Origin of the sequence: Shewanella sp. UCD-FRSSP16_17, from assembly GCF_001675935.1 — a bacterium.
Lineage (GTDB): Bacteria > Pseudomonadota > Gammaproteobacteria > Enterobacterales > Shewanellaceae > Shewanella > Shewanella japonica.
On record NZ_LZFV01000024.1, the window covers coordinates 273,405 to 294,632 of the forward strand.

The 21,228-nt window shown below is 40.8% G+C and carries 18 protein-coding genes and 4 tRNA genes; 15 read left to right on the plus strand and 7 right to left on the minus strand.

The annotated features are described in order from the left end of the window. The first annotated feature begins 52 nt into the window (after positions 1 to 52). The 6 genes from A9267_RS12690 to parC all read left to right on the plus strand — a co-directional run bounded on the left by A9267_RS12690 (position 53) and on the right by parC (position 7,465). Positions 53 to 493: a DUF1249 domain-containing protein gene (locus A9267_RS12690; RefSeq protein ID WP_065109419.1), complete on the plus strand. Its 441-nt coding sequence runs from the start codon at positions 53 to 55 to the stop codon at positions 491 to 493. 27 nt (positions 494 to 520) lie between these two features. After that, positions 521 to 1,360: a 3',5'-cyclic-AMP phosphodiesterase gene (gene cpdA, locus A9267_RS12695; RefSeq protein ID WP_065109420.1), complete on the plus strand. Its 840-nt coding sequence runs from the start codon at positions 521 to 523 to the stop codon at positions 1,358 to 1,360. A gap of 78 nt (positions 1,361 to 1,438) precedes the next feature. Next, positions 1,439 to 2,014 carry a YqiA/YcfP family alpha/beta fold hydrolase gene (locus A9267_RS12700; protein ID WP_065109421.1) on the plus strand — a complete coding sequence of 192 codons (576 nt, stop codon included), beginning with the start codon at positions 1,439 to 1,441 and terminating at the stop codon, positions 2,012 to 2,014. A gap of 56 nt (positions 2,015 to 2,070) precedes the next feature. Beyond that, a complete protein-coding gene (gene parE, locus A9267_RS12705) occupies positions 2,071 to 3,957 on the plus strand; it encodes a DNA topoisomerase IV subunit B (protein ID WP_065109422.1) in 1,887 nt (628 codons plus the stop codon). A 116-nt stretch (positions 3,958 to 4,073) separates the two neighbouring features. Next, positions 4,074 to 5,174 (plus strand): PQQ-dependent sugar dehydrogenase, encoded by a 1,101-nt coding sequence (locus tag A9267_RS12710; RefSeq protein WP_055023611.1) that lies wholly within the window; start codon positions 4,074 to 4,076, stop codon positions 5,172 to 5,174. Then, positions 5,174 to 7,465 carry a DNA topoisomerase IV subunit A gene (gene parC, locus A9267_RS12715; protein ID WP_065109423.1) on the plus strand — a complete coding sequence of 764 codons (2,292 nt, stop codon included), beginning with the start codon at positions 5,174 to 5,176 and terminating at the stop codon, positions 7,463 to 7,465. The genes A9267_RS12710 and parC overlap by 1 nt, the downstream gene beginning before the upstream one ends. 127 nt (positions 7,466 to 7,592) lie before the next feature. On the opposite strand, the gene A9267_RS12720 is transcribed toward parC, so the two are convergent. Both A9267_RS12720 and A9267_RS12725 read right to left on the minus strand, forming a co-directional pair. Beyond that, a complete protein-coding gene (locus tag A9267_RS12720; protein ID WP_055023428.1) occupies positions 7,593 to 7,787 on the minus strand; it encodes a bacterioferritin-associated ferredoxin in 195 nt (64 codons plus the stop codon). A gap of 617 nt (positions 7,788 to 8,404) precedes the next feature. Next, positions 8,405 to 9,331, minus strand: coding sequence for a D-2-hydroxyacid dehydrogenase (locus tag A9267_RS12725; protein ID WP_065109424.1), 927 nt, complete (start codon positions 9,329 to 9,331; stop codon positions 8,405 to 8,407). A gap of 45 nt (positions 9,332 to 9,376) precedes the next feature. Here A9267_RS12725 and A9267_RS12730 point away from each other — a divergent pair, with 45 nt between their 5' ends. Beyond that, the gene (locus A9267_RS12730; protein ID WP_065109425.1) at positions 9,377 to 9,709 is read left to right on the plus strand and encodes a DUF3392 domain-containing protein; all 333 of its coding nucleotides are present in this window, start codon (positions 9,377 to 9,379) and stop codon (positions 9,707 to 9,709) included. Between the two features lie 68 nt (positions 9,710 to 9,777). Here A9267_RS12730 and A9267_RS12735 read toward each other — a convergent pair whose 3' ends face one another. From A9267_RS12735 to rsgA, 5 genes are all read right to left on the minus strand, one after another. Beyond that, on the minus strand, positions 9,778 to 10,503 hold the full coding sequence (locus A9267_RS12735; protein ID WP_065109426.1) for a glycerophosphodiester phosphodiesterase: 726 nt from the start codon (positions 10,501 to 10,503) through the stop codon (positions 9,778 to 9,780). Between the two features lie 4 nt (positions 10,504 to 10,507). After that, the gene (locus A9267_RS12740) at positions 10,508 to 13,711 is read right to left on the minus strand and encodes a mechanosensitive ion channel domain-containing protein (RefSeq protein ID WP_065109427.1); all 3,204 of its coding nucleotides are present in this window, start codon (positions 13,709 to 13,711) and stop codon (positions 10,508 to 10,510) included. A gap of 52 nt (positions 13,712 to 13,763) precedes the next feature. After that, positions 13,764 to 14,651 carry a DMT family transporter gene (locus A9267_RS12745; protein WP_231919111.1) on the minus strand — a complete coding sequence of 296 codons (888 nt, stop codon included), beginning with the start codon at positions 14,649 to 14,651 and terminating at the stop codon, positions 13,764 to 13,766. A gap of 36 nt (positions 14,652 to 14,687) precedes the next feature. After that, positions 14,688 to 15,548, minus strand: a complete 861-nt coding sequence (gene asd / locus A9267_RS12750) for an archaetidylserine decarboxylase (protein ID WP_055023423.1) — start codon at positions 15,546 to 15,548, stop codon at positions 14,688 to 14,690. Positions 15,549 to 15,610: 62 nt separating this feature from the next. Beyond that, positions 15,611 to 16,666: a small ribosomal subunit biogenesis GTPase RsgA gene (rsgA, locus tag A9267_RS12755; protein ID WP_065109428.1), complete on the minus strand. Its 1,056-nt coding sequence runs from the start codon at positions 16,664 to 16,666 to the stop codon at positions 15,611 to 15,613. A gap of 113 nt (positions 16,667 to 16,779) precedes the next feature. Here rsgA and orn point away from each other — a divergent pair, with 113 nt between their 5' ends. The 8 genes from orn (at position 16,780) to A9267_RS12795 (ending at position 21,227) form a co-directional block, all read left to right on the plus strand. Beyond that, positions 16,780 to 17,325 (plus strand): oligoribonuclease, encoded by a 546-nt coding sequence (gene orn, locus A9267_RS12760; RefSeq protein ID WP_055023421.1) that lies wholly within the window; start codon positions 16,780 to 16,782, stop codon positions 17,323 to 17,325. A gap of 128 nt (positions 17,326 to 17,453) precedes the next feature. Next, a tRNA-Gly gene (locus A9267_RS12765) sits at positions 17,454 to 17,529 on the plus strand. Positions 17,530 to 17,620: 91 nt separating this feature from the next. After that, a tRNA-Gly gene (locus A9267_RS12770) sits at positions 17,621 to 17,696 on the plus strand. 92 nt (positions 17,697 to 17,788) lie between these two features. After that, positions 17,789 to 17,864 (plus strand) — tRNA-Gly (locus tag A9267_RS12775). Between the two features lie 23 nt (positions 17,865 to 17,887). Beyond that, positions 17,888 to 17,963: transfer RNA gene (locus A9267_RS12780), tRNA-OTHER, on the plus strand. Positions 17,964 to 18,818: 855 nt separating this feature from the next. Further along, on the plus strand, positions 18,819 to 19,274 hold the full coding sequence (locus A9267_RS12785) for a hypothetical protein (protein ID WP_055024974.1): 456 nt from the start codon (positions 18,819 to 18,821) through the stop codon (positions 19,272 to 19,274). 170 nt (positions 19,275 to 19,444) lie between these two features. Beyond that, a complete protein-coding gene (gene tsaE / locus A9267_RS12790; protein ID WP_065109429.1) occupies positions 19,445 to 19,903 on the plus strand; it encodes a tRNA (adenosine(37)-N6)-threonylcarbamoyltransferase complex ATPase subunit type 1 TsaE in 459 nt (152 codons plus the stop codon). Between the two features lie 16 nt (positions 19,904 to 19,919). Next, positions 19,920 to 21,227, plus strand: a complete 1,308-nt coding sequence (locus tag A9267_RS12795) for an N-acetylmuramoyl-L-alanine amidase (RefSeq protein WP_055024964.1) — start codon at positions 19,920 to 19,922, stop codon at positions 21,225 to 21,227. Position 21,228 lies beyond the last annotated feature (1 nt).

Below are 21,228 nucleotides of genomic sequence, written 5' to 3' on the forward strand. Positions count from 1 at the left end.
GATTTACCTTAACTATTGCGAAATAGCTATTGATATTAAAAGAGAGAACCCAGTGAGCCATGTGAGTGAAAAAGAGAAGTATCAGCCTAATGTCAGTGCGTTTTTGGCACTGTGCGGGCGCAACTATGCCTTAATTCTAAAGTGGCTTCCTGAAGATGCCGATTTAAATACTCCTTGGATTATTGCTGGGCAGTTTGGACAACTCCACGTCACATTACTTGAAAACACTAAGTATACTCAATTAATTGAAATTTCACGCCATTTGCCCAACAGTGATTTCCTTACCACACCTAAAGCTTGTGTGCGAGTCTATCATGATGCTCAATTAGCAGAAGTGTTAACTAGTCAACAGATTTATCGACTGAAAGCAGTGTATGATTATCCAAATGTACATATGCATCAAACGGATGAGAAGTATCAAGTTAATGCATTTCTGGAGGAGTTATTGAAGATTGGGTGTCGTCCTAAAGATATCAGTCTATCAGTACTCTAATACATTAATTTATGTTGGGATTAATTAGTGCTTAAACAGCCAGTGTCTTATTCAATTGCAGAAACGGATGTCGTGCGACTTATTCAAGTTACTGACCCGCACTTATTTGCAGATCCTGAAGCAAAGTTGTTAGGGGTGAGTACGGCTGCCAGTTTCCAAGCAGTACTAGACACATATTTGGCCTCCCAATATTCTGCTGATATAGTGTTAGCCACTGGCGATATTAGCCAAGATTACTCTCCACAGTCTTACCAACACTTTTCTAGAGACATCGCTGCGCTCAATATCCCTTGCCATTATTTACCCGGCAATCATGATGATCCACGCTTGATGAGCTTGCATATGCAAGGGCCACATTTATTTGGCCAGCAACGAGTGTTGGCTGGAAACTGGCAAATATTAATGTTGGACTCTACTGTGCGTGGCAAGCCTGGTGGTTATCTTGCTGAACAAGAATTTGAACTTATTGATGCTGCTATAAAAGCAGAGCCTAATAAGCATGTATTACTTGTGATGCATCATAATCCCATTTTGGTTAAGTGCAGCTGGCTTGATCAACACTGTATGGCGAACGGTGAGCAGTTTTTGGAAAGAATGGCCAAGTACCCCCAAGTTAAAGGGCTACTATGGGGACACGTACACCAGTCTATTGATACAGAATATCAAGGTGAATTTGGTCCAATGCAATTAATGGCCACCCCCTCAACCTGTATACAATTTAAACCGAAATCCTCTTACTTCGCTCTAGATGGCCTTCAACCAGGCTATCGTTTGCTGGAGCTTGCTAGCAATGGTAGCATTCAGACTCAAGTACATCGGGTAGCGGGCGAAAAATTCTCACCAGACAATGATGCTAGCGGTTATTAAACGTTAACGATTCATGTTGTAACCTGATGTATAAGCGAATGCTGCTGCATTTTCAGGTTAATCACTGCGAGAGGAAATATGCTTCTCTATATACATGGATTTAATAGTTCTCCTCAGTCTGACAAAGCAATCGAAACGGCACACTATATACAGCGCTGTTTTCCAGATTTATCATTTATTCAACCTCAACTTCCTTCATCGCCAAAAGCCGCGATGGCCTTGTTATGTGGTATTGTGGAACAAGCAATAAACGAAGGAGAGTCTTTGTGGTTTATTGGGTCCTCATTGGGTGGCTATTTTGCGAGTTATTTAGCTGAAAAATATGGTGGTAAAGCAGTGCTGATTAATCCTGCTGTCACACCATTTGAGTTATTCGATGAGTTTCTTGGACCGCAATATAACCCTTATACTGATGAGCACTATCAAGTGCTGCCTGAGCATAAAAATGATGTGGCTGAATTCAATACCGAAGTCATTAAACATCCCGACCGTTTTCTAGTATTTTTGCAAACTGGCGATGAAGTGTTAGATTATCGTCAAGCATTAACGAAATATCACTGTTGCGAGCTTCATTTAGAGCCAGGCGGTGACCACAGTTTTATTGGCTATAAAAATCAGCTAGATAAGATTTGTGACTTTTTAAAAATTTCTTAAACAGTTTTTATATTAGCCCCATATGTTGGGCTGATAATTGACCAAATGTGTGGACTATGACCAATCAATACACTTCTGATGCAATCGAGGTTCTTAATGGACTCGACCCAGTAAAACGCCGTCCAGGTATGTACACTGATACCACCCGACCAAACCATTTAGGCCAAGAGGTCATTGATAACAGTGTCGACGAGGCTTTAGCGGGTCATGCTTCTAAAATTGATGTGATTTTGCATACTGACAACTCATTAGAGGTGACCGATGATGGTCGTGGTATGCCTGTCGATATTCACCCAGAAGAAGGGATCCCAGGTGTCGAGTTGATTCTAACGAAGCTCCATGCCGGTGGTAAGTTTTCTAATAAAAACTATCAATTTTCGGGTGGTTTGCATGGTGTTGGTATTTCTGTTGTCAACGCCTTATCAACCCGAGTTGAAATCAGTGTTAGACGTGATGCTCAAGTTTATGAAATGGCATTTGAGAACGGAGAAAAAGTTGAAGACCTCACTGTCACAGGCACTTGTGGTCGCCGTAATACGGGTACCCGTGTTCATTTCTGGCCAGATGCTAGCTATTTTGACTCTGGCAATTTCTCTATTACCAAACTCTTATATCAATTACGTGCAAAGGCAGTACTTTGCCCAGGCTTAAGAATTAAATTCACTAACAAGCAAAATGGTGAAGTGAATGAATGGTTTTATGAGAGTGGATTAACCGATTATTTGAAAGAAGCGGTTAAAGATTCGGTTCTTTTACCACAAGAGCCATTTATTGGCAGCTTCACAGGCAAAATTGAAGCTGCTGAATGGGCTATTACTTGGTTACCAGAAGGCGGGGATAGCATTTATGAAAGCTATGTTAACCTTATTCCTACACCTTTAGGTGGTACCCATGTAAATGGCTTTAGACAAGGTTTATTAGAATCAATGCGTGAATTCTGTGAATTCAGAAACCTTGTCCCGCGTGGGCTTAAATTATCTCCTGAAGACATTTGGGATAAAGCGTCTTTTATTTTATCGATAAAGATGCAAGACCCACAATTTTCAGGGCAAACAAAAGAGAAACTATCGAGCCGCCAAAGCTCGGCATTTGTTTCTGGGATTGTTCGTGATGCGTTTGCATTATGGTTGAACTCGAATACTGAACAAGCTGAGTTACTCGCTGAGTTGTGTATTAGCAATGCCCAGCGCCGCTTAAAAGCTGCCAAAAAAGTCGCTCGTAAAAAAGTCACTTCAGGCCCAGCGTTGCCGGGTAAGTTGACCGACTGTAGTGGCCAAGACCCAATGCGTGGTGAGTTATTCCTAGTGGAGGGTGATTCGGCAGGCGGTAGTGCAAAACAGGCTCGAGACAGAGAGTTTCAAGCTATCATGCCGCTACGAGGTAAGATCTTAAATACCTGGGAAGTAGATGCTTCGCAAGTATTAGCGTCACAAGAAGTACATGATATATCAGTTGCAATTGGCTGTGATCCTGACAGTGAGGATATTTCTGAGTTACGTTACGGTAAGATTTGTATTCTTGCGGATGCGGATTCTGATGGACTTCACATTGCGACTTTGTTGTGTGCGTTATTTATGAAGCATTACCGAGTTCTTGTTGAGAAAGGTCATGTTTATATTGCTATGCCGCCATTATTCCGTATCGATTTAGGCAAAGAAGTCTTTTATGCCTTAGATGAAGACGAAAAAAACGGTATATTAGACAGAATTGTTGCAGAAAAGAAAAAAGGCAAAGTCCAAGTGACTCGCTTTAAAGGTCTGGGTGAAATGAATCCGTTGCAATTAAGAGAAACAACAATGGATCCGAATACTCGCCGTCTAGTGCAACTCACAATTGATGATAATGAAGACACCATGGCATTAATGGATATGTTACTTGCTAAGAAACGTTCGCCAGACCGTAGAGTTTGGTTAGAGTCGAAGGGTGACTTAGCAGAGCTATAAGCCAACAAGGATTATGTTAGCTAATTGATGCGGCGCTAAAATAGGGCAAAAGAATAAATATAATGTCGAAAATAATAATTAAAATGGATACAAAGTTGGTGTCAAATGCGCTGAAAATGATATCAGTGTTCGCATTGGCTCAATTTGCTGCAGCAAAAGCTTTTGCTGCCGATCCTATGATGATTACTGTTACCAAAGGATTTGGACTCACTTTATATGCTTCTGATTTAGGCGACGCTAAACAGATGGCAATTGGTAGCCAAGGCACGTTATTTGTTGGCTCTAAAAAGAGTGGCACTATCTATGCCTTGGTCGATTCAGATAATGACGGTCAGGTGAATAAGCGATATTTAATCGGTAAAGGTTTAGAGTATCCTGAAGCCATTGCTTTTCATCAGGGCGATTTGTATGTTGCCGATGAAGATCGCATCCTTCGATACCCAGATATTGAGAATCGATTGCGCCGACCTGGACGCCCTAAGGAAGTGTACTCGGGCCTACCGAGTGTAGAGCGTAAACATGCTCGTGGCATGAAATTTGGTCCTGACGGTCGCCTTTACATCTCAATCGGCTCTCCGTGTAACGTCTGTGAAGCGCCAGCTCCTTTTGGCAGTATGCTTGCCATCGACCTTGATTCTGGCGATACAGAACAAGTTGCTTCTGGCTTACGTCGAGTTATCGGTTTTGATTGGGCACCGAGTACCAAACAATTATGGTTTGCTGATCAAGGCCGAAATTGGATGGGCGACAATATGCCGGCCGATGAGATTAACCGCATCGATGTTAAAGGTAGCCACTTTGGTTTTCCTTATGTACATGGAACCGATGTCGCTGAACCTGCTTTTAAAAAGCCTGATAACTTAAACGTAACAACGCCTGAGTTTGAACTCCCCGCACATGTTAAGCCAACCAGCTTACTTTTTTATTCAGGCAAGTTATTTCCTGAGCGTTACCATAACCAACTTTTTGTTGCCGAAAATGGCTCTTGGAATCGCTCGAGTAAGATTGGCTATCAGGTTGTGATGCTAACTCTTGATGACGACCAAGTTATTAAGCGTGAAAGAGTGGTAAGCTTTTTAGACGGAGAATTTCCCGTTGCTAGACCTTATGACCTGATTAATGCGCCTGATGGTGCAATGTTCATCTCTGATGACTTAAAGGGCAATATTTATCGCTTATTTTATAAAGCGACAGAACAATCACAGGATACGAAATAATGAGTGATGCGATTGAATTAAGCCTCGATGGTGTAGAGCAAATGCCTCTGCGCCGCTTTACTGAAGAGGCTTATTTAAACTATTCAATGTACGTGATCATGGATCGCGCTTTGCCGCATATTGGCGATGGTTTAAAACCGGTTCAACGTCGTATTATCTATGCCATGAGCGAGTTAGGATTATCCGCTCAATCTAAACATAAGAAATCAGCCCGTACAGTCGGCGATGTGTTAGGTAAATATCACCCACATGGTGATAGTGCATGTTATGAAGCAATGGTGTTAATGGCACAACCCTTCTCCTATCGCTACCCGTTAGTTGACGGTCAAGGAAACTGGGGTGCACCGGACGATCCTAAATCATTTGCTGCAATGCGTTATACCGAAGCAAAACTGTCAAAGTTTTCGGAAGTGCTATTATCAGAGTTAGGTCAAGGTACGGTTGATTGGGGTGTTAACTTTGATGGCACAATGAAAGAGCCTAAGTCACTACCCGCTCGTTTACCTCATATCTTATTAAACGGTATCACGGGTATTGCAGTAGGTATGGCAACCGATATTCCGCCACATAATGCCAGAGAATTAGTTTCGGCTTGTGTGGCGTTACTGGAAAATCCTAAGGCTGATTTAGCGCGCTTAATGGAGTTTGTTCCGGGGCCTGATTACCCAACCTATGCAGAAATCATCACACCAAGTAAAGATATTGCCAAAATCTATGAAACCGGTCGTGGCTCTATCAAAATGCGTGCAGTATACGATAATGATAACGGTGAAATCGTTATCAGTGCACTACCTCATCAAGCTGGCAGTGGTAAAATTCTAGAACAAATCGCGAATCAAATGCAGGCTAAAAAGCTGCCTATGGTTGCGGATTTACGAGATGAATCAGATCATGAAAACCCGGTAAGGTTAGTGATTGTTCCTCGCTCAAATCGCGTTGATTGTGATCAGTTGATGGCGCATTTATTTGCCACTACCGATCTTGAGAAAAGCTTCCGAGTTAACTTGAATGTACTGGGTCTTGATGGCCGTCCAAAAGTGAAAGGCTTAAAAGAGCTATTAACTGAGTGGTTAACCTATCGTATTTCGACAGTCACTCGTCGCTTGCAATTCAGGCTCGATAAAGTACTCGCTCGACTACATATTCTTGATGCATTAATGATTGCGTTTTTGAATATCGATGAAGTCATCGAGATTATTCGTTTTCATGATGAACCCAAAGCGGAGTTAATGTCTCGCTTTGCGTTATCAGAAAAGCAAGCTGAAGCCATTTTAGATTTAAAACTTCGCCATCTAGCTAAACTTGAAGAATTTAAAATTAAAGCTGAACAAGAAGAGTTGGCTGCTGAGCGTGACAAACTAGAGTTAATTTTAGGATCTGAGCGACGTTTAAAAACATTAGTTAAAAAAGAACTGATTCAAGACGGTGAAACGTTTGGTGATGATAGACGTTCACCTATCATTGAGCGTATAGAATCTAAAGCATTAACAGAGCAAGAATTGACGCCTGCTGAGTCTGTGACTGTTGTGTTATCTGAAAAAGGCTGGGTGCGTTGTGCTAAAGGTCACGATGTCGACGGTGAAGCACTCAATTACAAATCAGGTGATGCATTCTTATGCAGTGCGAGCGGTAAGAGTAACCAACCGAGCGTATTCATTGATTCGACTGGGCGGGCTTTTGCTACAGATACCCATACTTTACCTTCTGCGAGAAGTCAGGGTGAGCCAATTACCACTCGATTTAATTTATCGCCAGGTGCAGTTATGCGTCATGTACTACTTGGCACAGACTCGCAATGTTATTTATTAGCTAGTGATGCCGGTTATGGCTTTATTGGTTCGTATGCAGACATGGTGAGCCGAAATAAAGCCGGTAAAGCTTTGTTAAGTCTCCCTGCAAATGCGCAATCGCTAATGCCTAAACTTGTTAATAAAGGCGTAACACAGTCTATTATTGCGATTACCAATGAAGGCAGAATGCTGATATTTGATGTGGATGCTTTACCGCAATTATCGAAAGGTAAAGGTAATAAAATTATAGGTATTCCGACGGATCGTTCGAAGAGCCGTGAAGAGTTACTCATCCATTTAGATATTATCCCTGAAGATGCCTCAGTGACCTTGTGGGCTGGTAAACGTAAGTTGACCTTGAAACCATCTGATCTTGAGCATTACCGCGGTGAAAGAGGCCGTCGAGGCGCTAAATTACCTAGAGGTCTTCAACGCGTTGATAGTGTGCAAATCGAGTTAGGTAACCAAGCAACTGAAACAGAAGTTGAAACGACTGAGTAAGACTATAAGCTCAATGATAGTGAATCATTGAGCGACTTTCTCGAGATAAAAAAATGCAGCCCTTAGGCTGCATTTTTTTATGAATTTTATTGATATGAAATCTGCTTGAATAAGGTAGTGTTAGACCTTATGCAACTTCGTAGAAGTTTGGTTCAACATCCACTTGAGCTTTAATGATGTTAGTTGCCATACGCGAACATTTACCACATTGATCAGCCACACCTAAGCGCTTTTTAACGTCAGCTAAAGAGCTGTCGCCATGCTTGCTGACTGCTTCTCTAATTTGGGTATCAGTAATGCCGTGACAAAGACAAACGTACATAAAGCCTCTTCATTTATTCTGACTGCGTGTCTTTTGCTTTATTGCAAAAGATTTTGCGCTTAATTAACTATAACGCAATTGTAAATGAAAACAGTTCTCATTGCTAATAACTTTTTTGACTAAATAAGTTTGAGGAGTAAAAGTAATGGTTATTACAAACTGTTAAATAGCTCACAAACTCAGTGATAACGCGAGTTGTGAAATAGTTTAGGGTGCCGCATGCAAACGGTAGTAAACCGTTAAGCAACTCAAAGTGGGAACTTACAAAAAGTAGATTTAGCGCTTTAGGTGAATATTCGGTCTCATTATGTGGTCACAAACAAGGCTTTGAAGCTGAAAGTATCAGCATTAACTAGGGCCTGTTGAACTTTGCTGGTTAAGTTTCGTTCGAAATAAAAGTGTGTTAATTGAGGCGGATGGATTGATGCCTAGTCATCTAAGCAAAATTCATCCAACAAAAAGTAAAACGCTTTTACTCGAACCCTTTGGGTAGCGTTTGTTGGCCATTTTTACTGCGTTATTGACTTTTTATGTAGAATAACTACACCACAAAGTCTCTTCCTTGTATAAATGGCCAACAATTCGCTGCAAAAATAACCTTGAAAGAACAATTGGCCCTAATAACCTTTTATAAAGTCGACTTGATGTTTTAGCGGGTGCTGTTGTCGCCACAAACGATAGTTATCAGCGAAGACCTCGACCACTTGCTCAGGGAAACTTGGCGCAGCGATATGCGGGGTGATTATGGCATTAGGACATTGCCAAATGGGGTGCTCACTGCTTAATGGTTCTTGATTAAAGACATCAAGTACCGCATGTTGTTTGGATTGTTTTTTGAGCTGTTTTGCAAGAGCATCAAGGTCAAGCACATTACCCCTTCCTAAGTTAAAGAGCACAGATTCTGGAGGTAGCATGGCTAGCATGTCGGCATTTAATAAATTCTCTGTATCTAGCGTGCTAGGTAAGATGCTCGCTATAGCTTGTGCCTTGGGTAAATAAGTTGCAAGCTGCTCGATAGTATCAATATGATCAAAATAGGGTTTACTGACGGCACTTTTACTTAGGCCTGTTACTGTCATTCCAAAATGTTTGGCAGTTTGTGCAATATGCTGCGCAATGGAGCCAGTGCCTAATAACAGTAAATGTTGACCCTGTAAGGTTCGGAAATTACCTGGAGCCCATTGTTGTTGTTGCTGTTGTTGTTTATATTTTGCATGTTCACGCTGATGAGCTAATAGGTAGCCAAATAAATACTCGCTCATTAGTGGTCCGAAAATACCTTTAATGTTCGTGAGAGCATAATCGCGGCGTTGCCTTGAGCCAGTGAGTTTATCAACGCCAGCAAAAGTCGATTGCATCCACTTGAGTTCAGAACCTAAATTGAGCAGTGGGGCTGCTAGTTGAGGCTCAGCAAACCAGATATCGGCTTCACAAATACTGCTTGGATCATCTCCTAGAATGGTTAACTCAGGTAATTGGCAAAGCGACAGCAGTTGACGGTATTTATCATTGTCTTGAGTTAACAGTAGAAGTTTGTGTGCCATATGGTTTCCCAGTACGTTTTTATTGACATAAATTGAGGTTGTTTAATGAATCAAATCATAGCATTTCTAGCTAAAATTGGTGCAATGCTTCACCCTTGGATGAGTGAAATTGCTACTGCACTTGTGGCGTGCGCAATTGTTATCTTTGCGACCGACATCAACCGTATATTACGAAAATCGTTAGCTGGCAGTGGCTTTTTTGTTCGCACAAGTGCATTTGTTATGATCAATGCTTTTGGCTACGGTTTGGCTATTGTTAGTATTAGTCCTTGGCTCGCAGGCCAACTCCGTAGCATGCCTTCGCAATGGATGCTGTTACTGGTCGTAGGTATCTTTTTCGCCATTGGTGCTTGGGCGCAGCGAAATAGGCAAGTGTGAGCCTTAACTCTAAATACTAATCCCTAAACCCTAAATATTAAATAAGCACTCATAACCCATGCGCTAACTTATCCAAACCAATGTTGATGATCTTCATTAGCATTTTGACTCAAAAGTGCATCTGCGGCTTTATCGGGAAAGTTGCTGAAAATGCCATCAACGCCTAAGGCTTTTAAGGCCTGGATGTCTTCAGGGACATCAACCGTGTATACATATATTTTAGCCCCTCGTTGATGTGCATCTTTCACCATTTCATGAGTAACAAAATGAATATCCACATGAATGGAGTAGGCGCCTAACTGTGTAACGGATTCCGCATAATTGAGCGGGACACCAGAGAGAATTGGGGCGACTCTTGCCTCTGGAAGATGTTGTTTAACTTGCGCTAAGTACGGTTGATTGAACGATGAAATGAGTAATTGCGCTTGAGTAAAGTTTAACTGGCTAATAAGTGCAGGGTACATTTCAATTACTGGCATAGCGGTGTGATAGCCTTTAAGCTCGATATTGACGATACATCGACCATTTATCAGGCTCATCACTTGCCAAAATGTCGGAATTGAATGTTGCTTTATCTTGGCTTTATTGATGGTCTCTTTGCGACTTAGATGAACTAAACCTTTGCCGGAAGTTTTGTTTTCAAGGCGTCTATCATGAAAAACATAAAGCTCACCTTCAACGTTATATACGTCTAATTCAATGGCTTGCACATTTAGTTGTAATGCTTTTTCCATTGCTGCTAAGGTGTTTTCTACTTCATAACCGCTAGCGCCGCGGTGGGCAAAAATGAGCATTGAGTTAACCTTTAATTATCTGATTAATATCACGAGGTTGGCCATTATTGATATGGATTTCCATCTGTGGATACGCCAACTCTACTTGGTTTTCTTTTAGCTTCTTACAAATGCGTTTATGCAGACTGTGTCGAAGAGGCCAGCGATCATTCATGTCCTTAGCATAAGATCTGACTTCATAATCTTGGGTGTGTTGGCCGAATCCCGCAAACCAGACTTCAGGCTCAGGGAAGCTAAGGGACAATTCTGACTCACGTACCGCTTGATGTAATAACGCTTCAACCTTTGATGGATCAGCGTCTCGCTGTACTGACACACTGACGATTACACGGGTTATAGGATCTGAAAGTGACCAATTGACTAATTGCTCTGTGATAAATGCCTTATTGGGCACAATAATTTCTTTTCTATCCCAGTCAACAATAGTAGTAGCACGTATTTCAATTTTACTGACGGTACCGGTTAAGTCACGAATCGTAACGGTATCGCCAATTCGGATTGGTTTTTCAAATAAAATAATTAAGCCAGAAATAAAGTTGGCAAAAATCTCTTGTAATCCGAAGCCTAAACCAACCGATAATGCCGCGACAAGCCATTGTAGTTTTGACCATTCAACACCGATGGTAGAAAAACCAACCAGAAGGCCAATAAATACCACAAGGTAGCTGCTGACAGTGGTGATCGCAAAGCCAGTGCCTGGAGTTAACTCTAAACGCTGCAGAATCGTTAACTCTAATAAGCCGGGCAGGTTTTTGGCTATCATGGCCGAAAAACCAACAATAATGAACGAGAAGAATATCGACTTCAGTGTAATGGGGACTTGTTGTTCAATGCCATTGACTACGGAATGAGTATTCCACAGTGTTATCCCATCTAAGAATGAAAATAATGCAGTATGAGTTTGTGAAATTAAGCCTAATAGGCTGCCAAAAAATGCCAAAATTAATAATGATCGAACCAAGCCTAAGGATTGGCTTGCAATGGTTTCTAAGTCAACAATTGGCTCTTCGTAATTTTCATTAGCGTCTGCTGCATGATTGAGTTCACCACGTTCTCGTTGGGCGAGACGCTCAGCACGGCGAGCTTTAGCACGGTCAAAAGCAATTAATCGACGCTCAATTAACATCCAGCGTTTGATTAATTGATAAAGCAGTAAAAATCCAAGCCCTAACAGCAATGACAACTGCACTTGCAGTAACACTTGGAACGCACTGAAGTAATAACCAACGGTAGCTAGCACCACACATCCGCAAGGCACGATAATTAAGAATGCCCACATGAGCTTATTTAGCAGCTTCATGTTTTTACCGTCATTTGCGCTTTCACGATAGTCAGTGATAAATGCGTACAAGTCTCGGTAGAGCACCAATAACGTAATGGTAAAGAGTAAAAAGGCGCCGCGACCAATGCTATTGCGGATTAACGAAGTATCTATGGCCTCAGTAAAGCCCATAATGCCGATAAGTGGCCAGCTGATAAGAATAAAGCGTAAGACTTTTTCTTGCATACGCCTGACAAGGGGTTGTGGTCGTCTAAAGTGACTGATCATAATCCCGTTATCTAATGACAATAGGGCGAAGAAACGATAGACCCAGTAACTACAACCGATAGACAGTACACCCACACCAATGGCGTGGACAAAGTTTAACTCTGATGAGAATAAAATAAGGCCTGCAAGCAATAAAGGCAGCGGCTTTAATAATGAATAAACTAAAGATAAAACTAATGTTTTAGCGGTATAGATAAACTTATCTTGAGTTACATTACCAACATATTGTCCATAGCGTTCCATTGTTTGGTTAAACTTGGGGGTTAGTAAATCTTGAGCCATTAGACATAAGATCAAGATGATGACCCACCACGCCCAGTAAATATTTTGCGATTGCCAAGCCTGTTTTAACTTTTCTCTTTGTTGTGCTTGTGTCATCCACACCGTGGCATTTTTTAAATCAATCAGCCATAAACCACTAATACCTGCCGCATTAGGAACCCAAAATAAATGTTCATTTAGGGTGTTTTTAAGCTCTAAATATATTTGGTTGAGCTGCTCATAACTATTTCGCAGTTTAGCTTGTTCATTTAGGTAAACATCATAATTTTGTACCAGTTCTTCTATTAAACTTTGCTGTGATTCTAATAGCTTAATTTGGGTGTTATTTAAAAAATCTTGATTACTGAGCTGCTGTTTGTTTAAGGCTTTCTGCTGCTCAGCTTGATAACGCTTTAGTCTAGAGTCGGCGACTTCGGCCAGCAAGGCATCTTGACTCGGAGGTTTTGGGAGTGATTGCAACATTTGCAAAAAGCGGTCACCAAAGGCGGAATTCGTTTCAACCCACGTAATTTGCTCTTCGACATTGGCGAGCTGTAATGCATGGGTTTGGTATTGCCTTTCGGTTTTTTCTTGCAAGCTAATAACGGCGCTTATGCTATCTGTGATACGGATAAGCTCCTGAGCATATTGCTGGTTTTTATTACTGATTTCTTGCGAAACAACATCGGCAAGCTGCTGTTCATCGATGATGTTATTCGCAATGGTATTTGCTGCTTGTTGTTGGCGGTGACGACTATTTTGTTTATTGAGCGCTTCAATCAGTTTTTCTTGCTGAGCATGCTCAATGCGCAGTAACTGCAGCTGCAATTGCGCGATTTGCTTTTGTTTAGGGCTGCTTGCATGTTCGGCTGATAAAGTTGCTATGTGTTGTTCTAATAATTGACCTTGCAACACATGTAATTGACCTAACGGGGTATCAACTGGTGCTAATTGAGTGCGCTTGAACTGATTAAGCGCATCTTTAGCCTGACGAATTAAGCTAGGTAATTGTTGCTGTCTTTTACTTAAGCTGAGTAATTGTTTACTGAGTTCATTTTCGGATTGTTTTTGCTCAGACAAATGATAATAAGCCATCGATGCTTGCTGGCTAATGTCAATTTTACTATCAACGAATACTTCGGGCGCTGGTTGATTGATTTGAGCAGTTAATTGCTCAAGGGTTGTCTCACTATTTTGTTCAAGTTCAAGATAGCTTTGTTCTTCATCATTCAGTTTTTCGATGCTGGCTTTAACATTATCGATTTGAGTTGGAATGTCGATGACTTGATTAGCATTATTACCTTGGGAAAAGCCCAAGCGTTTATCAAGCTGCAACGGAGAATTTGCAGAAGCAAAGAAAGTACAAAAGCAAAGTAGAAAAACCGCAATACGAAACATAGAAAAGAGATTGCTTGTGAGAGACTAATACAATGGTAACAAAAACCTGAGTTTACGCTTTATTTTTTTTGTTATTTTGCAGAGTTTCGAAGATTGCTGTGAGCAAGATAATCATTCCGCCAATTACTGTATTCATATTCACTTGTTCATTGAGCAATATGATGGCTAACAAGGTACCATAAAAGGGCTGTAGGCATGAGACTAGCCCAGCAGTTTTAGCACTTAGACTCCGCAGTGATGATGCAAATAATGCGTGTGGTGCAGCAGTAAAAAACACCCCTAGGACGACAATAGATAACCAAATATCTGCACTAATTGATGTGATATCGGTTTCTAACCATGGTGCAAGTACAATGACGGCAATCAAGGTTTGATAAAACATGGCTTGGGGGCCGCTATAGCGAGAGAAATATTGTTTATGGCAAATATTACGAGCTGTAAACAAGGCTGCAGAGATAATCCCTAAAGCAATACCGAAGGTAACATCGTTTTCTAAATTGGGCTCTGGTATTAGCATGATTACGCCAGTTAAAACAGCGATGCCAGAGAGAACATCAACCTTACGTAATCTACTTTGACTAAAAATTGGCTCGACAAGGACTGTCATCACAGGATAGGTGAAAAAAGCAATCATCCCGATTGAGACGGAAGCTAGCTGCATTGAGGCAAAATAAGTTACCCAGTGTAGGCTAACTAATACGCCAAGCCCTAAGGCAATAAAATAATCCTGAACATGTGAAAGCAACAAACGTTGTTGGTTAACTTTTACAATCGCAGCCAATACAAAAAAAGCGATGGCGCAGCGAAGCACGGTAATATCGAGGGCACTTAAAGGAATGATTTTAGAAAATAACGCCGTGCCACCAAAAAGTAACACGGCTATATGCAACTGCATGAGTCCGCTTTGAGTTGAATGAGCGGTCATTGATGTTCCACTCATTTCGGGGCCTTTTACAGTCACTATGTGCTGATTCGCTTACTTGAGGTGTGCGAAAGCTTGTCCCATACGGGTTGTTTCGGTTGGCTCAACACCTTCAGCAAAGGTATCAATGGCATCTTGACCAAACAACATGACCACAGTTGAACCTAATTTGAAGCGACCCATTTCAGCACCTTTTTCAAGTGTTAATGATTCAGGTCCTTCAGTTGGGTAATCCCATGTAAATACTTGCTTGCCGCATGGTGGGGTAACAGTACCTGCCCAAATGGTTTCAATACTGGCCACAATTGTTGCGCCAACTAGCACCATTGCTAATGGACCTACTTCAGTTTCAAAAATAGCGACGACACGTTCGTTGCGAGCAAACAGCCCAGGTACATTTTGCGCTGTTAATGGGTTTACTGAAAACAACTCACCAGGAATGTAAGTCATTTTAGATAAAGTGCCAGTCATTGGCATATGGATTCGGTGGTAATCCTTTGGTGCAAGGTAAATCGTCGCAAAGTCACCACCAGTAAAACGTTCAGCATCTTTTTGCTGACCACCTAATAGAGCAAGTGTGGTGTAATCATGGTTTTTAGCTTGGACAATTTTTCCAGCTTCAATTGGACCACATTGACTTACAGCACCGTCAACAGGATGCGCGATGATTTTGTCATCTGCAACGATTGGGCGTAAACCAGGTTTTAATGCGCGAGTGAAAAAGGCATTGAAAGTTTTGTATGCTTCAGGCTCACTTTCTGCAGCTTCTGACATATCAATCTTATATTGTTTGATAAACCATTTGATACCAGCGGTGGTAATTGCTCCCGCTTCAGCGGCTGCAAGTTTACCCACTAAACGTGATAGTAAATGTTTAGGTAAGATATATTGCAAAGCAATTTTAACAGAATCCAATTGAATACCCTTATTAGTTAGTTTTATCTTGAGTGTAAATAGTCATTTTCAGCAATACTGAATTAAAGATCGTCAGCTCTAAAGTGTCTGGCGTGACGTTGCTCGTCAAGGCTAGCAATGATTCGATGATAGTTATTAAATCTATCTTCGGTTATTTTCCCATCTGCTAAGGCGGCTTGCAAGGCGCAGCCGGGATCATTACCGTGTTTACAATCGCGAAACTTGCAAGTACCAATAAAATCTCTGAATTCAACAAAGCACCAGCCAACACGTGGAGCAGGCAAATGCCACAAGGCAAATTCACGTACACCGGGTGAGTCGATTAAGTCTCCACCACTTTCAAAATGTAATAATTTTGCGGTAGTAGTAGTGTGTTGGCCAAGGCCGGAATTGTCTGAAACATCACCTACTTGTAGATCAGCATCTGGCATCAAGGCATTAATAAGGGATGATTTCCCTACGCCTGATTGACCTGCAAACACACTGATTTTATCAGACAGAAGGGATTTTATTTGCTCTACCCCTTCACCAGTATGACTGCTCACCATGTAGACTGGATAACCAATTTGCCGATATCGCTCAAGAGCCAGTTCGACTTCTTCTCGGTTATCATCATTTAATAAATCCATTTTATTAAGAATGATGACAGGTGGAATTTCAGTGTCTTCTGCGGCAACTAAATAGCGGTCGATAATTTGAGTCGTAAAACTCGGCAATATTGAAGAAACAATCAGTATTTGATCAATGTTGGCCGCGATGATTTTTACGCCGTCATATAAATCTGGGCGAGTTAATGAAGATGTGCGCGGATGAACCGCTTCTACAATGCCACCAATACCACGATCGGTTTCTGTCGCAAGACGCACGAGTACCTTGTCACCTGTCACTAGACTGGTGATGTTTCGGCGAAGGTTACAACGTGCGACGATGCCATCTTCAGTTTCAATATCTGCATGTTGACCAAAACGGGAAATTACGATTCCCTGCTGTTCTGGCCCAAGTAGACTATCCTGTAAATCATTAGCCGTATCAGGTTTGTCTTTACGCTTAAGGCGTTTACTTTGATTGTCGCGCATTCGGCGCTTTTGACTTTGGCTTAGCGGTTTCTTTTTACTCACAGGCGAATCTTCATTAATTAGGTGTTTTTTTGTCGTATAAAAAAACAGTATGATACACCCTCTTTAATAAAAAAGCCTGAATTTAGGGCTTTTGACAGAATAAGGCAGATATTATGGCTGTAAACTCGAGTAATCTGATTTGGGTTGATTTAGAAATGACGGGTTTAGAGCCCAGTGTCGATCGAATTATTGAAATTGCGACGATAGTGACAGATCAAGAATTGAATATAATTGCCCAAGGCCCAGTGATGGCTGTTCATCAATCTGATGACGTGCTTAATGGCATGGATGATTGGAATCAAAAGCATCATGGTGAATCCGGATTGATTGAACGGGTTAAAAACAGTCAATATTCTGAAGAAGATGTAATTAAAGCCACGATTGAGTTTTTAGAGCAATATGTTCCGAAAGGCGCGTCGCCTATGTGTGGTAACAGCATTGGTCAAGATCGCCGTTTCTTAAATAAATATATGCCTGAATTAGAGGATTTCTTCCATTATCGCAATATCGATGTGAGCACAATTAAAGAGCTGACTAATCGTTGGAAGCCTGAAGTAATGAAAGGCTTTAGTAAGAAGAATACCCATCAAGCATTGGAAGATATCAAGGAATCCATTGCTGAATTGCAGTTTTATCGCCAAGAAGTATTTAAAATTTAAGCAAACGAACTTTTTTTTTAAATTAGGGGTTGCAGTGTAGTGAATATTACATATAATGCGGCCTCAACTTTTTACAGCAAGATTCATTGCTGAATGAAGTTGAAGATTGAAAATTGCAGCACCAAGATGCGACATTAGCTCAGTTGGTAGAGCGATACCTTGCCAAGGTATAGGTCATCAGTTCGAACCTGATATGTCGCTCCAATTTTCAATATAAAATTTGAAATGCGACATAAGCTCAGTTGGCCTTGGTTTAAACGATACCTTGCCAAATGTGTTGATAACGCAACAAGATGCGACATTAGCTCAGTTGGTAGAGCGATACCTTGCCAAGGTATAGGTCATCAGTTCGAACCTGATATGTCGCTCCAAATTTTAAAAATTGAAATATAGATGCGACATTAGCTCAGTTGGCTCTGGTTCAAACGATACCTTGCCAAATGTGTTGATAACGTAACAAGATGCGACATTAGCTCAGTTGGTAGAGCGATACCTTGCCAAGGTATAGGTCATCAGTTCGAACCTGATATGTCGCTCCAATTTCAATAGCAAGTTTTGTAAGGCGACATTAGCTCAGTTGGTAGAGCGATACCTTGSCAAGGTATAGGTCATCAGTTCGAACCTGATATGTCGCTCCAAACTTCCCCCATCTGTGTATTTCAAGCAATCTATTCTAGGTAAAGTTTCCAAGCACAATGTCCAAATAAAAATAGCTCAGTTGCGCTTTTAGCGTAGTGATACCTTCTTGTTGCCAAGGTATAGGTCATCAGTTCGAACCACTCTTTTTGAACATATTAGGTCGCTCCAAACTTCCCCCATATGTGTATTTCAAGCAATTTATTCCAGTAAAGTTTCCAAGCACAATGTCCAAATAAAAATAGCTCAGTTGCGCTTTTAGCGTAGTGATACCTTCTTGTTGCCAATGTATAGGTCATCAGTTCGAACCACTCTTTTTGAACATATTAGGTCGCTCCAAACTTTCCCCATCTGTATACTCAAAGCAATCTATTCCAAGCAATATATTCTAGGTAAAATTTCCAAGCACAATGTCCAAATAAAAATAGCTTAGTTGCGCTTTTAGCGTAGTGATACCTTCTTGTTGCCAAGGTATAGGTCATCAGTTCGAACCACTCTTTTTGAACATATTAGGTCGCTCTAAAACTTCTCTTCATAAAATTCTAGTGCTTATCTTCAAACAAAAATGAATTAATGCTTTAACCTGTAAAGTGATCGCTATTTGATTGATGCAACATCAAGCCTTTTTTAGACGTAAATAGCGCATTTATGCCACCTGTTTGGTCACCTGTTTGATAGTGCCTCATATTTAGCAGAGACACTTTGTTTATTTGTATTGTCTAATTTACCTGTCTTTTATATGTAAAATATGAGCTTGCTCAAGTATTCCTTTTTTATTTTCAACCATAATAAATACAAGCTTTTATAAATTAATTCTAAAAACTGCTGACAGAGCAGTTATGAGTGGAGTGTTTATTATGCGTATCCAACAACTAAGTGAGTTGCTTGATTTTATAGCTAAATCACGCTTAGACATGAAACAACTTTATGGCCAATTGCATCGTAATGCAGACTCGACTCGAGTGAAAATGATGTTGGAATATCTTCAGCAGCATCAACAGCATGTTCATGACAGTATTGAAAATTATATCGATGAAGCGCCAAGCCGCATGTTAGATACATGGTATAAAGATATTACATTTGAAGACTTCAAAAAACGTTGTAACGAATCATTACTACCAGCAAATATGACTGAAGATGATGTGTTGGAGCTTCATTTAGATCTTGAAAACCGTCTAATCGCATTATTGGAAAAAACGGCAAATAGCACTGCCGTAACCGAAATTAAAGAAGCATTACTTGATTTGGTTAGAGTTGAGCAAACTCAGCAAAAAAGATTAGTGCATAGTGCTTTGCGAATGGATGATATCTAACAGTTATTTTTCCAATTTCGATTTTATGTTAATATTTTTAATAGAGCCAGCTAGCAAGCTGGCTTTACTATTTTCAGCGGTTTACATTGCGTCAATTAATCACGGAGTGCATTATTCTGGTTAAGATGACATTTTTATATGATTAATCCCCCAAGTGCTGGTAAGTTAACATGACTTCGATAAAAAAAAATCTCCCAGATGAGCAAGCAACAATTGAACTAGGTTATGAGTTATCACTGTGGGTGAGTGCACCACTGGTTATCTATTTAACTGGAGATTTAGGCGCGGGTAAAACGACCTTAAGCCGTGGTTTGATTCAAAGCTTGGGGCACGAGGGCAATGTTAAAAGCCCAACTTATACACTTGTTGAACCGTATGAGTTAAAAGGGATGGATATTTTTCATTTTGACTTGTATCGATTGCTTGACCCTGAAGAATTAGAATTTATGGGGATTCGAGATTACTTTACAGAAAAAAGCCTGAGTCTTATTGAGTGGCCAGATAGAGGCCATGGTTTGTTACCTGATGCAGATATTAGTATTCATTTGAGTTATCAAGGTGAACAGAGACTGGTTGAGTTAAACGGGTTGACACCTGCTGGGCAGCAAGTTGTCGCTAAATTAAAATAATAATGATTTGAGAAAAATGACGCGATTTTTTAGTTTTGTATTGCTATTTGGCTTCTCGTTAATTGTAGAAGCAGCGAATAAATTAGATAGTATTAGAGTGTGGGATGCACCAGACTCTACTCGAGTGGTATTGGATTTATCCCAAGCACCTGATTACAGTTATTTTTCATTGTCTAATCCTCAGCGCTTAGTGATTGATTTAAAGCAAGCCTCTACCAAGGTTAAGTTTGATGATATTGCTAAAAACAGCAAATTGATTAATAAAGTCCGTTTAAGTAAGCCTCCTAAAGCGGGTACATTACGCTTAGTCCTCGAATTGGCATCTCCTGTTAAAGCTAATTTGTTTTCGCTGACGCCAACTGCGCCATATGGGAATCGCTTGGTTGTTGATCTCGATAACTCAGCCAATAAACCCGCTGCTAAAAAACAGGTAGTTCAAACCAGTAAGCGTTCAAAAGATGTGATTGTCGCAATTGATGCGGGTCACGGTGGTGAAGATCCTGGCTCAATAGGCCCTAAAGGGACTTATGAGAAAAAGGTCGTTTTAGCCATTTCTAAACGGCTTGCTCGCAAAATTAATGAAACACCGGGCATGAAAGCGGTGATGACCCGTAGTGGCGATTACTTTGTTAACTTAAATCAGCGCTCAGAACTTGCGCGAAATAGCCGTGCAGACTTATTACTATCTATTCATGCAGATGCATTCACTTCACCTCAACCTAAGGGCGCCTCTGTGTGGGTTCTGTCTAAGCGACGAGCCAATACTGAAATCGGTCGGGTATTTGAGGATAAAGAAAAACATTCAGAATTATTAGGCGGTGTAGGCGATATTATTCAAAACACTGACAGTGAACAGTATTTGGTTATGACCTTGATTGATATGTCCATGGATCATTCAATGGCTGAAAGTCACAGTATTGCGACCGATATTCTTGCTGGGTTAGGTAAAGTCACAAAGCTGCATAAAAATAAGCCTGAGTCGGCCAGTTTCGCAGTATTAAAGTCGACAGATATTCCTTCAATTTTGATTGAAACGGGCTTTATTTCAAACCCTAAAGAAGAGCGTTTATTGCTTGATGGAAACCATCAACAAAAATTAGCCAACGCTATTCACAAAGGTGTGGTTAACTATTTTGAGGCTAATCCCCCTTCAGGCACTATGTTTGCTAAGCAAAGCAATGTTAAACATACCGTCAGAAGTGGCGAGTCACTTTCAGTGATTGCCCAGCGTTATAAAGTCAGTGTGGCGAGTATCAAAAAAAGTAATAACTTAAAGTCCGATGTATTAAGAATTGGCCAAAAGCTGGTTATTCCGAGGGCGTAAA